The organism is Bacillus sp. 05T22 (assembly GCF_056396765.1).
Genome location: NZ_JBFTMC010000149.1, coordinates 1 through 12,009, shown reverse-complemented (window position 1 = coordinate 12,009; position 12,009 = coordinate 1). Strand labels below are relative to the sequence as shown.

The following is a 12,009-nucleotide window of genomic DNA, read 5'->3' as shown; positions in this document are numbered from 1 at the left end:
GGGTTATACCATGATCTTTCATTAGTATTCGCACGTGAAAATGGACTTCCTTATCCAAAGTCTACTTTACAAAGAGCGATGACTCGCATTTTAAAAAAAGCTAATGTAACAAATATCACGATTCATGGTTTACGTCATACACATGCCGTTCTTTTGTTAGACGCCGGATATTCAATGAAAGAAGTGCAAGAAAGATTAGGGCATGATTCAATTCAAATTACTTCTGACATATATGCCCACATTTCAAAAGAGATGAACAAAAAGAGTCTTAATAAATACGAAGCGTTTGCGAAACGCAACCTACTTTAAAAAGGTCATGGTATGGTCATGAAATAAATATGGTCAAAATATGGTCATAAGCTAAAAACAATTGATACTTCTCCCTTTATCCACGCATACAAAAAACCCTCAACACGTTATGTGTCAAGGGTTTGAGACTCTTAGTAAAGAGACATATATTGATCGCGTTCCCATTGGTGTACTTGCGTGCGAAACATATCCCACTCAATTTCTTTCGCTTCGATGAAGTGCTCAAGTAAATGTTCACCTAATGCACCACATACAACTTCGTTAGATTGTAGTGTAACTAACGCTTGTGCTAATGTTGCTGGTAAGTCAACGATACCTGCTTCTTCACGTTCTTCTTTAGTCATTACATAGATGTTACGATCCACTGCAGCTGGCGGAGTTAATTTATTTTTAATTCCGTCAAGACCTGCTGCTAATAATGTTGCCATTACTAAATATGGGTTTGCAGCTGGGTCAACACTACGAACTTCTACACGTGTACTTATACCACGAGATGCTGGAATACGCACTAATGGACTACGGTTTTGTGCAGACCATGCTACGTAACAAGGCGCTTCATATCCAGGTACTAAACGTTTGTAAGAGTTTACAGTTGGGTTAGCTACCGCTGTAAATGCTGGGGCATGTTTTAAAATACCTGCGATAAAGTGACGCGCATCATCACTTAATTGTAATTCACCATTTTGATCGTAGAATACGTTTTCTCCATTTTTGAATAGAGATAAGTTACAGTGCATACCAGAACCGTTCACTCCGAATAATGGTTTCGGCATAAATGTTGCGTGTAAACCGTGTTTACGAGCGATTGTTTTTACAACAAGTTTGAATGTTTGAATGTCATCACATGAACGAAGTGCATTCGCATATTTAAAATCAATTTCGTGCTGTCCTGGTGCAACTTCATGGTGAGATGCTTCAATTTCAAAACCCATTTCTTCAAGTTCAAGAACGATATCACGACGACAGTTTTCCCCTAGATCCATCGGCGCAAGGTCGAAGTATCCACCGTTATCGTTTAGTTCTAATGTTGGATTTCCTTTTTCATCAACTTTGAATAAGAAGAACTCCGGTTCCGGTCCAAGGTTGAATTCTGTAAATCCTAGTGCTTCCATTTCTTTTAACATACGTTTTAAATTGTTACGTGGGTCACCTTCAAATGGAGTGCCATCAGCATTGTAGATATCGCAGATTAAACGAGCTACTTTACCTTTTTCAGCAGTCCAAGGGAATACTACCCAAGTATCTAAGTCTGGATATAAGTACATGTCAGACTCTTCAATACGAACAAATCCTTCAATTGAAGATCCATCAAACATCATTTTGTTATCTAGAGCTTTTGTTAACTGACTAACCGGAATCTCTACGTTTTTAATAATCCCTAAAAGATCCGTAAATTGTAGACGGATATATTTTACATTCTCTTCTTTCGCTAAACGAAAAATATCTTCTTTTGTGTACTTTGCCATTATATATTCCTCCTTAGTCCCTCTAAACACCTTCAGAATCAGTAATCTTTAGTGAAAAAACCTTGAAATATCACCTTGCCGTAATGAAGTTCGATTGAATCTACCTGTATGTTGCAATTCATCTCGAAGAATTTTACGAAGCTCGGATTTTGAAATTTCTTTCGTTTCCTCTTTTACTTTCACTGCTTCTGTTTGATTTTCTTTCATTTGTAACACTTGTTTAATACCAGCCATATTTAAGCCTTGATCTAACAAATCTTTAATTTCTAACAACTTATCTACATCATTAAATGAAAACAATCTACGATTTCCCTTTGTACGGGTTGGGAAAATTAAATTGTGCTCTTCATAGTAGCGAATTTGACGAGCAGATAATTGTGTTAAATCCATTACAATACCAATAGGAAACAGCGGGGCAGAACGTCTATCTTCTTTCATTGTTTCAGTTCCTCCTTCGCTTTAACTGTTTCTCATTTTATATCATGTTATGTTTGATGTCAACAGATGTTAGCTTTTCTGACATGATTTTTTTATAAGTTTTTTCACTCTTTTTTAAAATGGCATAAATACCTTCTTCTATACAAAAAAGCTACCGAAATCGGCAGCTTTCCCTTACGAAATTGTTAATAGATTTTTTTCAATTAACGCATCGATCGCAGAACAAATCGCAATCTTCACGTGAGAATAAGTTAATCCACCTTGCACATAGGCAACATATGGAGGACGAATTGGACCATCTGCTGATAGCTCAATACTTGCACCTTGAATAAACGTACCTGCAGCCATAATGACATCATCTTCATAACCTGGCATATAGCTTGGATACGGTGTAAAGTGAGAATTAATTGGAGATGCGTATTGGATCGCTTGGCAAAATGCAATCATACGCTCTTTGTCATCAAATTGAACAGACTGAATTAAATCTGTTCTTGCAGCATTCCAAGTTGGTGATGTATTCATTCCTAACTTTTCTAAAAATGCCGCTGTAAAGACCGCCCCTTTTAACGCTTGACCAGCAACATGAGGAGCTAAGAAGAAACCTTGATACATTTCTTGTAAGCTATATAAAGATGCCCCTGCTTCTGCTCCAATACCTGGAGATGTTAAACGATATGCACAAGCTTCTACATATTGTTCTTGCCCAACAATGTAGCCACCTGTTTTTACAATTCCACCACCTGGGTTTTTAATTAGAGACCCTGCCATTAAATCTGCCCCGACATGACACGGTTCTAACTCTTCAACAAATTCTCCGTAGCAGTTATCTACAAATACAACAACATCTGATTTAATCTCTTTTACAAAAGAAATCATCTCTTTAATTTCCGCGATTGTAAATGACGGACGCGTCGCATACCCTTTCGAACGCTGAATACCAATCATTTTCGTATTTCCATGAATAGCTGCTTCTGCAGCTTTAAAGTCAACACGCCCTTCTACCGTTAACGGTACAGCATTATATCCAATGTTATACTCTTTAAAAGAACCAACACCTTTGCCGCGCACACCAACAATTTCTTCTAACGTGTCATATGGTTTCCCTGTTATATATAATAGTTCGTCACCAGGGCGCAAAATACCAAATAAAGCTGTCGAAATCGCATGTGTACCTGAAATAATTTGCGGACGAACAAGCCCTGCTTCTGCTCCAAATACATCAGCATACACCTTTTCTAATGTGTCATATATAACCTGTACACTCATACAAGAATCCATCTTCTTTAAATTCCATCCCAGTTAATACCGTTTCTGTTTTTAAAAGCGTTAGTAATCTACCTTCACTCGGAGGAATCATGACCTTATACGATTCCATCTCTTCCATCATCTTCGTTTCTACCGATTCTTTCAAGATTAATAAATCTGTTTCTTCAAAAGCACTTGTCATAAGAAAATCATTTTTTGGAAATGGAATAAAATTCTGATGTAATCTATCCTTCTTATTGTAAACCGTAATAATTGGAATGTGGTCAATTTCAAGGTCTTGTAGTAATTTTTTCACTGTCTGTTCATGACCTACATAATTTGGATCTGCAGAATCAACGACATGCAAAATCACATCCGCTCCCCCCGCTTCTTCCAGTGTAGAGCGAAACGCAGCAACCAATGACGTTGGTAAATCTTGAATAAACCCTACCGTATCAGTTAATAGCACCGTATACCCACACGGCAATTGCATTTTTCTTGTTGTTGGATCTAACGTCGCAAACAGCAAATTTTCTTCAAATGTATCTGCTTCTGTTAATCTGTTAAACAACGTCGATTTTCCAGCATTTGTATACCCAATTAACGAAACTTGAAATACTTGATTATCCTTTCGGCGCTCACGATATCTTTTCCGGTGCTCCACAACAATCGCTAGCTGCTTCTTAATTTCATCAATACGAGAGCGAATGTGACGACGATCTGTTTCTAGTTTCGTTTCACCAGGACCCCTCGTACCAATCCCGCCTCCAAGACGTGATAGCGCTAGCCCTTGTCCCATAAGACGCGGCATTGTGTATTGTAGCTGAGCTAATTCCACTTGAAGCTTACCTTCTCTTGATTTCGCACGCTGAGCAAAGATATCCAATATCAGTTGCGTTCGATCGATTACTCTCGCATCTAACATAGCTGATAAATTACGGATTTGGCTTGGTGTTAATTCATTATTAAATATAATAACAGCCGGTTCTAGTTCTTCTGTCAGCGCTGCAAGTTCTTCTAATTTTCCCTTACCTATATAAGTAGCGGGATGAAATTTCGGACGTTTTTGCGTTGTAGATACCAAAACTTCTGCACGTGCCGTATTTGCTAGCGATGCGAGTTCTTTCATGGAATGCATAAACCGTTCATCATCATCTTGCGGCAATTGACAGCCAACTAATATGACTTTTTCTTTTTCTTCCATCAAATATGTTCACTCATCCTTTTCGAAATTTAAACCTTCTAATATAATAGCAGAGGAAGCACATTTCATCTAGTTAGCGAGGGAGAAAATTCATGGCATGGGAGATTTTTAGCATCATCGGTACAATTGCCTTCGCACTCAGCGGAGCTATTGTCGCAATGGAAGAAGATTACGATATTTTCGGGGTATATATTTTAGGGATGGCAACTGCCTTTGGAGGAGGTGCCCTTCGTAATTTATTAATCGGTTATCCAATCGGCGCTTTTTGGCAACAAGACATGTTATTTCAAATTGCACTTTTATCAATGACGATTATCTTTCTATTTCCAAATAAATTAATTAAACATTGGAAAAGATGGGAGAACATTACAGATGCTATTGGCTTATCAGCATTCGCTGTACAAGGAGCACTTTATGCACAAAAACTAAATTTACCTATTAGCGCTACAATTGTTGCAGCTGTTTTAACAGGGATTGGCGGTGGTATCATTCGTGATTTATTAGCACGCCGCAAACCTCTCGTCCTTCGCGCAGAAGTATATGCATTTTGGACGATTTTAGCAGGATTTTTAATTGGCGCCAAGATTATCGTCAGTGACTGGGCTCTATACACCTTATTTATTTTTATTGTTTGCTTCCGCATGATTTCCATTCATTTCAAATGGCATTTACCGCACAGACGCTTAGAGAATAAAGAGCGTTCTTTGCATAAATAGTAACTTCACCTCTTTACATGACGTAAAGAGGTTTTTCTTTTCCAACGTTTTTTTCTGTTCAGAGTGTCCATACTAAACTTTAAAGCGAGGTGAACATAATGACAAACCACGTAAACAAAGGTGCTCAAAAAAGCTCAGTCAACCAAATTAGCTTCGACCCAAAATCCGCCTATGAAAAAAGCAAAAAGATGGAGCGATATCATAGGGCATATCAACAAAAAGCTAAAGAAGAATAGAGGTGATAAAGAATGGCAAAAGGAAACAACAACCGCAATCGCGGACAAAGTAGTAGCGTTAATCCACAAGGACTTGCATCAGATGTAGCTGATACAAGTCCAAAAAGCAAATTAGAACAACGAGCAAAAACAAAAAATACAAAATAGAATACGATGCATTACGTTTCTCTTCCATAATAAAGTAAACGCACAGTTCATGAACTGTGCGTCTCTTCTTCAAGCGTTAAATCACTACTTGATATCCCAATTAAATCATACTTATCGTATGCATCCGCTTGCAATAAGCGCATCGCCTGTGTACGAATGGATTTCTCAACAATATTCCGGACATAGCGTCCATTACTAAATGATGTAATTTGTGATGAATATTTCACCGCATGTAAATGATCACGGAATTTCCATTCCGCCTCTTTTGATAATTGATATTCTCGTTCATCATACATTCTCTTACCAATTTCAAGCAACTGATTCACTGTATAATCCGCAAATTCAATAATAAATGGAAAACGCGATTGCAAACCTGGATTTAAAGAAAGAAAATGATTCATCTCTCTTGAATATCCCGCTAAAATCAAAACAAATCCATGTTGCTTATCTTCCATATGTTTGACAAGCGTATCAATCGCTTCTTTTCCAAAATCTTTCTCTCCACCACGCGCTAGCGAATATGCTTCATCAATGAACAATATTCCACCCATGGCTTTTTTAATTAAATCTCTTGTTTTTTGTGCTGTATGCCCAATATATTCTCCCACAAGATCCGCGCGTTCCGCTTCGACCAAATGCCCTTTTGATAAAATGTTCATCTCAAATAATAATTTTCCAATCATTCTTGCAACAGTTGTTTTCCCCGTTCCCGGATTTCCTTTAAATAACATATGAAGCACTTGCTTTTCTGACTTTAAGCCAATTTCTTGCCTTTTCTTATTTACATAAATCCATGCATAAATTTCTTTTATGATTTTTTTTATATCTTCCATTCCAACAAGTTTACCCATTTCTTCTTCAATCCGCTGCAGCATCTCATGCTTCGTAGACGTTTCACTTGAAATTACGGATTTCTTTTCTGGAGCAGGTACTGAAATTTTTTTCCGGTGATTTAACACGATATTAATTTGATTATTATTTTTCTTTCGCATCGATTGTTCCATACAATCACCTCTTTTTATCGACTCACCAAAAAATATTATTAATTTTTCCACTCCCCATACAAATAACTGTTTTCAGAAAAATTTGTTATAATATAAGAAAAAAACAGGGTGGTGGGAATATGGAAACAAAGGAAATTCATGATACAGTACAAGCTTTTTCTTCCTTTTTATTAAATAAAGGACGAAAACCTTCAACCATTAAACGTTACGTCTATGATATTGAAGATTTTGGGCATTGGTTAGAAAAAAATAAAAAACTTTCCTCTAGTAATATATGGGCTACACTTTGTACAAAAGACTATGAAGATTATTTTTCCGACTTAAAAAAGAAACGGCATTACTCTGAAAAAACAATGCACCGTGTATTTATTGTCTTAAATAGACTATATCAGTTTTTAAACCTCCCAAACCCATTAAAGGACATGGAACTCGTCATCCAACCTAATCGTGCGTTACGTGATGAAGATTTCATTTCAAAAGAGGACGAAAAACGCTTAAAACATACCTTGACTTCATTAGAAGGATTATCAGAGAAACAACGCCCTGTCCGTCCATTACTAATGGATCGTAATATTTCTATTGTAAATTTACTCATTGACTACGGCTTATCCCTACAAGAACTTGTATCATTAAATATGCATCACGTTCATTTTGAAACGAATACAATTTCCATTCCAGCAGTAGCAGGTATTGAAAGAACCATTAATTTAACTCACGACGACAAAAAACAACTATATAACTATTACAAAAAAATCCCTGAACCAGTTCGTCCCAAATACCATAGTGATGACCCGCTATTTGTGGCATTCGATTTCAACCGTAACACATATCGATGGGTGTACGAAAATGATGCTCCAAAAGCACTAACAGAAATAGCGGTCCAAAAAATGATTCGCCTTGAAGTAGCCCGTGCAAATTTACGTAAAGGGATTTCCGGTCAACACTTTCGAAACACCTTTATTTTACGGTTAATCGAACAAAACACTCCAGAGCAAGAAATCATGAAACGCGTTGGTTTCAAATCAAAAATTTCTTTAAAAAGGTATTATCAATATGCAAAACAAAAAGAAAACGCCTTATAAATGGGCGTTTTTACTATTTTTCACATAAACTGCCCGTTTCCCTATTCCTTTTTATCTTTAACTTGCATCTACTATGATAGGTTTTTCACCATCTCAATTAGAAAGGAGCATTTTAATGTCTCATTTTAATGATAACCAAAAAAAGATTTCAAAACCGTATTTTCCAACACAACCTCGTCGTATTCCGACAGTTCATTATACCCCTATTCCTAAATTATACGCGAATCTTTTTTCCGATACTTTAAGTGACCTAACTAATATTATTCCAGCTGTATTTTCCAATCCAACAGAATCTAACATAAAAGAACTTATAAACTTATTAGAAATAATAAAAGGGTTCCTGGAACGTTTAAACTTAACGCTTACACAGCGAGAAGCTGGCATTGCAATTGTCGAAAATTTAATTACTATTTTGGATAATCAACCTTTTGTAGCAAATGCAACATATATTGAATTACAAAACCTACTCAACTTTTCACTGTATATCACTAAATTATTTAGAATCAATCATCTTGTGTTCAAAAAAATCATCGTGCAAATAGAAAATTYACAAGTTACTTTACTACAAATTGCGTCAATTGAAATGACTGGACCTCAAGGCGAACAAGGATCTCAAGGTGAACAAGGGCTTCAGGGCGAACAGGGACCTCAGGGCGAACAGGGGCCTCAAGGTGAACAAGGGCTTCAGGGCGAACAGGGACCTCAGGGCGAACAGGGACCTCAGGGCGAACAGGGGCCTCAGGGCGAACAGGGGCCTCAAGGTGAACAAGGACCTCARGGYGAACAAGGRYYTCAAGGCGAACAAGGACCTCAGGGCGAACAAGGACTTCAAGGCGAGCAAGGGCCTCAAGGCGAACAAGGTATTCAAGGCGAACAAGGACCTCAAGGTGAACAAGGGCCTCAAGGCGAGCTAGGACTTCAAGGCGAACAGGGACCTCAGGGCGAACAGGGACCTCAGGGCGAACAGGGACCTCAGGGCGAACAGGGGCCTCAAGGCGAACAAGGACTTCAAGGCGAACAAGGACCTCAAGGCGAACAAGGACCTCAAGGCGAACAAGGACCTCAAGGTGAACAAGGGCCTCAAGGCGAGCTAGGACTTCAAGGCGAACAAGGACCTCAAGGGGAGCTAGGACCTCAAGGCGAACAAGGACCTCAAGGTGAACAAGGTATTCAAGGCGAGCAAGGGCCTCAGGGCGAGCAAGGGCCTCAGGGCGAGCAAGGGCCTCAGGGCGAGCAAGGGCCTCAGGGCGAGCAAGGGCCTCAAGGCGAACTAGGGCCTCAGGGCGAGCAAGGGCCTCAAGGCGAGCAAGGTATTCAAGGCGAACTAGGGCCTCAAGGCGAACTAGGGCCTCAAGGCGAACAAGGACCTCAAGGCGAACAAGGGCTTCAGGGCGAACAAGGACCTCAAGGCGAACAAGGTATTCAAGGCGAACAAGGACCTCAAGGCGAACAAGGGCCTCAGGGCGAACAAGGGCCTCAGGGCGAACTAGGGCCTCAGGGCGAACAAGGGCCTCAGGGCGAACAAGGGCCTCAGGGCGAACAAGGGCCTCAGGGCGAACAAGGGCTTCAGGGCGAACAAGGGCCTCAGGGCGAACAAGGGCCTCAGGGCGAGCATGGACTTCAAGGCGAACAAGGGCTTCAAGGGGAGCGAGGACCTCAAGGGTTTAGTTTTCCAGTAACTACAGCCGTACTTAAAAATACACTTCCACAAACTATAAAACCTAATCAAAACATCCAGTTCAATCTTATCTCAAACATAAATAACATACATTTCGATGCAACAGATACAATCACAATCCTTGAAGATGGTGTATATGTCATTGACTTTTCAGCTTCAACAATATTTTCAGGGTCAGCTCCCTTCGGCTTTGGAATTTCCATTAATGGCAACATACCTTCAGATAACTTTTCAGCAAACACAATTGGAAGTTCAATTACATTTTCAACAATTGAAACTTTAAAAGCCAGAACTACGATTACTATTCAATCTACCACTAATACAATCACTATTCCCGAGACAGGTGATACCACTGTTAGACTCTCTATTTTCCGCATTCATTAAAGAATCTCTAAAATATATAAATAAAAAAAGAGCGAATCACTCGCTCTTTTTTGCTATGTACAATTCTTTACTACTCTAATTCAATTGAAACGTTTTTTTGTGGAACAAATGTAGAAATAGCATGTTTATAAATAAGCTGTTGCTTTCCTTCTGTTTCCAATAAAACTGTAAAGTTATCAAAACCTTTAATTAATCCACGAAGCTGGAAACCATTTAATAAGTACAGCGTCACAAACGTATTTTCTTTACGGAGTTGATTTAAAAACTGATCTTGAATATTGATTGATTGCTTCATGTCGAATCCTCCTCTTTTTCTCTACTTACTTATTATTCGACTTTAATTGTAGCTTTCCTTCTATGTACCGCAAAATTTCTGCTGTTTTTTCACCATCAGTCACATCAAACCATGTAACATCCATCTTGTTACGGAACCATGTTAGTTGACGCTTTGCATAGCGACGCGAATTTGTTTTTAATTGCATTATCGCTTCTTCTAGCGAAACATGCCCTTCGAAATAATTATATAATTCTTTGTAACCAATCGCTTGAATAGATTGACAGTCCCTGACTCCATTTTCGTATAAAGCATTCACTTCTTGCAGCAATCCTTGTTTGACCATAAGATCAACACGCAAGTTGATGCGATCATATAACATTTCGCGATCCATAGTCAAGCCGRTTAGCGAAACATCATATAACAACTCATTTTCTTGCTTTTCAAGTTGATCACTCATCTTCCGCCCTGTTGTATGGAAAATTTCTAGCGCACGAATGACACGCCTTACATTATTCGCATGAATGCGACTTGCACTTTCTGGATCTACCTCTCGCAGCTTTTCATGTACATATTCTACACCATGTTTTGTCGCTAATTTTTCCAGTCCCTCTCGATATACAGGATCTCCAGCTTCATCTGTAAACTGATAGTCATATAAAACTGATTGTATATAAAGGCCGGTACCACCAACAATAATTGGTAGTTTCCCGCGTTCTGTAATTTCTCGAATATGGCCTCGAACAAGCTCTTGAAATTCCGCTACAGAAAATGAATCTTCTGGATTTTTAATATCGATCATGTAATGCGGAATTCCTTCCATTTCTTCCATTGTTACCTTAGCTGTCCCGATATCCATCGTACGATAAATTTGCATCGAGTCCCCACTAATGATTTCACCATTTAACGCTTTTGCGAGATCAATGCTTAATTTTGTCTTTCCCACCGCAGTCGGTCCGATGATGACAGCAACTTTTTCACATTGCAGTTCTCCCATATACTTCAACTCTCTTTATGTAATCTTATCCATCTGATCATTATATCCAATCTTACCAATTTTAATAGTCATAATGCAAGTTCTTTCAATACTGTAAATGAAATTCAAAAAATAAGAATGATACAGTGAACCCTTAACCAAGTAAGATCACCTTCTTCCCTCACCGATTATCCCCCTAACCAAACAGGCTTTTATAAAGTTTCTCGCCTCCCTCTAAATCTTGAGATGAGGACCTTACTACCTAAATGGCGAGATAAATTTGACATAGTTTGTCCAATGGTACATATACATGATAAAAAATAGGATCGGAGAGGATATAATGAAAATCGGACAAGCTACGCATAATTTTTCAACATTAACGGAGGAACTCATTTTAGCAACATCCTTAAAAGAAAAGAACTGCTCACAAGAAGAATTATATTTCGCTTTAAGCTGTTTACTACGTTCCTTTCATACATTATTGGACAATCAAACTTTAGACGAACCGACTAAACAATATGCACAAACCCAATTTTGCAGTGCATATAAAATCATCACAGGCCGCACTGTATATCCATTTTAAACTCACAAAAGGGCTGTTAGGAAATTCCCAACAGCCTGAAAGACCAGCACTCAATATTTAAGTGCTGGATTTATTTTTTTAACAACAATAGCATTATTTTAAAATTTTCACTTTAACAGATTTACGTCCCCATTTGTTAGCAGCTGAATCAGAGCCAACTAGAACGTCGATACGGTTACCTTTAATTGCGCCGCCAGTGTCACCAGCGATTGCTTCTCCGTAACCTTCTACCCATACTTTTGACCCAAGTGGAATCACTTTCGGGTC

Annotated in this window: 13 protein-coding genes and 1 pseudogene; 6 read left to right on the top strand and 8 right to left on the bottom strand. The window is 38.6% G+C overall.

Going from position 1 to position 12,009, the window contains the following annotated elements; genetic code table 11:
* On the top strand, positions 1-309 hold a 309-nt coding region (locus tag AC1DIT_RS25760), incomplete at its 5' end, for a tyrosine-type recombinase/integrase (protein WP_476998504.1).
* A 131-nt stretch (positions 310-440) separates the two neighbouring features.
* Here AC1DIT_RS25760 and glnA read toward each other — a convergent pair.
* From glnA to hflX, 4 genes and pseudogenes are all read right to left on the bottom strand, one after another.
* A complete protein-coding gene (gene glnA, locus AC1DIT_RS25755) occupies positions 441-1,775 on the bottom strand; it encodes a type I glutamate--ammonia ligase (RefSeq protein ID WP_016115819.1) in 1,335 nt (444 codons plus the stop codon).
* 48 nt (positions 1,776-1,823) lie between these two features.
* A complete protein-coding gene (glnR, locus tag AC1DIT_RS25750; RefSeq protein ID WP_002014475.1) occupies positions 1,824-2,213 on the bottom strand; it encodes a transcriptional repressor GlnR in 390 nt (129 codons plus the stop codon).
* Positions 2,214-2,387: 174 nt separating this feature from the next.
* Positions 2,388-3,458: pseudogene (locus AC1DIT_RS25745) on the bottom strand (methionine gamma-lyase family protein); the annotation flags it as partial.
* Positions 3,457-4,662 (bottom strand): GTPase HflX, encoded by a 1,206-nt coding sequence (gene hflX, locus AC1DIT_RS25740; protein WP_476998503.1) that lies wholly within the window; start codon positions 4,660-4,662, stop codon positions 3,457-3,459. The pseudogene AC1DIT_RS25745 and the gene hflX, both read right to left, overlap by 2 nt.
* 92 nt (positions 4,663-4,754) lie before the next feature.
* Between hflX and AC1DIT_RS25735 the strand changes: the two genes are divergently transcribed.
* Positions 4,755-5,378 carry a trimeric intracellular cation channel family protein gene (locus AC1DIT_RS25735; protein WP_016115823.1) on the top strand — a complete coding sequence of 208 codons (624 nt, stop codon included), beginning with the start codon at positions 4,755-4,757 and terminating at the stop codon, positions 5,376-5,378.
* Between the two features lie 248 nt (positions 5,379-5,626).
* Positions 5,627-5,761: a hypothetical protein gene (locus AC1DIT_RS25730; RefSeq protein WP_001051869.1), complete on the top strand. Its 135-nt coding sequence runs from the start codon at positions 5,627-5,629 to the stop codon at positions 5,759-5,761.
* A gap of 47 nt (positions 5,762-5,808) precedes the next feature.
* On the opposite strand, the gene spoVK is transcribed toward AC1DIT_RS25730, so the two are convergent.
* Positions 5,809-6,765 carry a stage V sporulation protein K gene (gene spoVK, locus AC1DIT_RS25725; protein ID WP_016115825.1) on the bottom strand — a complete coding sequence of 319 codons (957 nt, stop codon included), beginning with the start codon at positions 6,763-6,765 and terminating at the stop codon, positions 5,809-5,811.
* Positions 6,766-6,884: 119 nt separating this feature from the next.
* On the opposite strand from spoVK, the gene AC1DIT_RS25720 reads away from it, so the two are divergent.
* Both AC1DIT_RS25720 and AC1DIT_RS25715 read left to right on the top strand, forming a co-directional pair.
* Positions 6,885-7,847, top strand: coding sequence for a tyrosine-type recombinase/integrase (locus AC1DIT_RS25720; protein ID WP_016115826.1), 963 nt, complete (start codon positions 6,885-6,887; stop codon positions 7,845-7,847).
* 115 nt (positions 7,848-7,962) lie between these two features.
* A complete protein-coding gene (locus AC1DIT_RS25715) occupies positions 7,963-9,909 on the top strand; it encodes a Gly-Xaa-Xaa repeat protein (RefSeq protein ID WP_476998502.1) in 1,947 nt (648 codons plus the stop codon).
* Between the two features lie 70 nt (positions 9,910-9,979).
* On the opposite strand, the gene hfq is transcribed toward AC1DIT_RS25715, so the two are convergent.
* On the bottom strand, positions 9,980-10,204 hold the full coding sequence (gene hfq, locus AC1DIT_RS25710; RefSeq protein WP_000813896.1) for an RNA chaperone Hfq: 225 nt from the start codon (positions 10,202-10,204) through the stop codon (positions 9,980-9,982).
* Between the two features lie 25 nt (positions 10,205-10,229).
* A complete protein-coding gene (gene miaA / locus AC1DIT_RS25705; protein WP_476998501.1) occupies positions 10,230-11,180 on the bottom strand; it encodes a tRNA (adenosine(37)-N6)-dimethylallyltransferase MiaA in 951 nt (316 codons plus the stop codon).
* Positions 11,181-11,505: 325 nt separating this feature from the next.
* Here miaA and AC1DIT_RS25700 point away from each other — a divergent pair, with 325 nt between their 5' ends.
* The gene (locus AC1DIT_RS25700) at positions 11,506-11,742 is read left to right on the top strand and encodes a hypothetical protein (protein WP_170927990.1); all 237 of its coding nucleotides are present in this window, start codon (positions 11,506-11,508) and stop codon (positions 11,740-11,742) included.
* 93 nt (positions 11,743-11,835) lie between these two features.
* Here AC1DIT_RS25700 and AC1DIT_RS25695 read toward each other — a convergent pair.
* Positions 11,836-12,009 (bottom strand): 3D domain-containing protein (locus AC1DIT_RS25695; RefSeq protein WP_191663897.1); only part of this gene is annotated, 174 nt, incomplete at its 5' end.

Excerpts from the sequence above, each read along its gene's own strand:
- glnA (WP_016115819.1), bottom strand. The coding sequence starts at position 1,775 with ATGGCAAAGTACACAAAAGAAGATATTTTTCGTTTAGCGAAAGAAGAG.
- glnR (WP_002014475.1), bottom strand. The coding sequence starts at position 2,213 with ATGAAAGAAGATAGACGTTCTGCCCCGCTGTTTCCTATTGGTATTGTA.
- hflX (WP_476998503.1), bottom strand. The coding sequence starts at position 4,662 with ATGGAAGAAAAAGAAAAAGTCATATTAGTTGGCTGTCAATTGCCGCAA.
- AC1DIT_RS25735 (WP_016115823.1), top strand. The coding sequence starts at position 4,755 with ATGGCATGGGAGATTTTTAGCATCATCGGTACAATTGCCTTCGCACTC.
- AC1DIT_RS25730 (WP_001051869.1), top strand. The coding sequence starts at position 5,627 with ATGGCAAAAGGAAACAACAACCGCAATCGCGGACAAAGTAGTAGCGTT.
- spoVK (WP_016115825.1), bottom strand. The coding sequence starts at position 6,765 with ATGGAACAATCGATGCGAAAGAAAAATAATAATCAAATTAATATCGTG.
- AC1DIT_RS25720 (WP_016115826.1), top strand. The coding sequence starts at position 6,885 with ATGGAAACAAAGGAAATTCATGATACAGTACAAGCTTTTTCTTCCTTT.
- hfq (WP_000813896.1), bottom strand. The coding sequence starts at position 10,204 with ATGAAGCAATCAATCAATATTCAAGATCAGTTTTTAAATCAACTCCGT.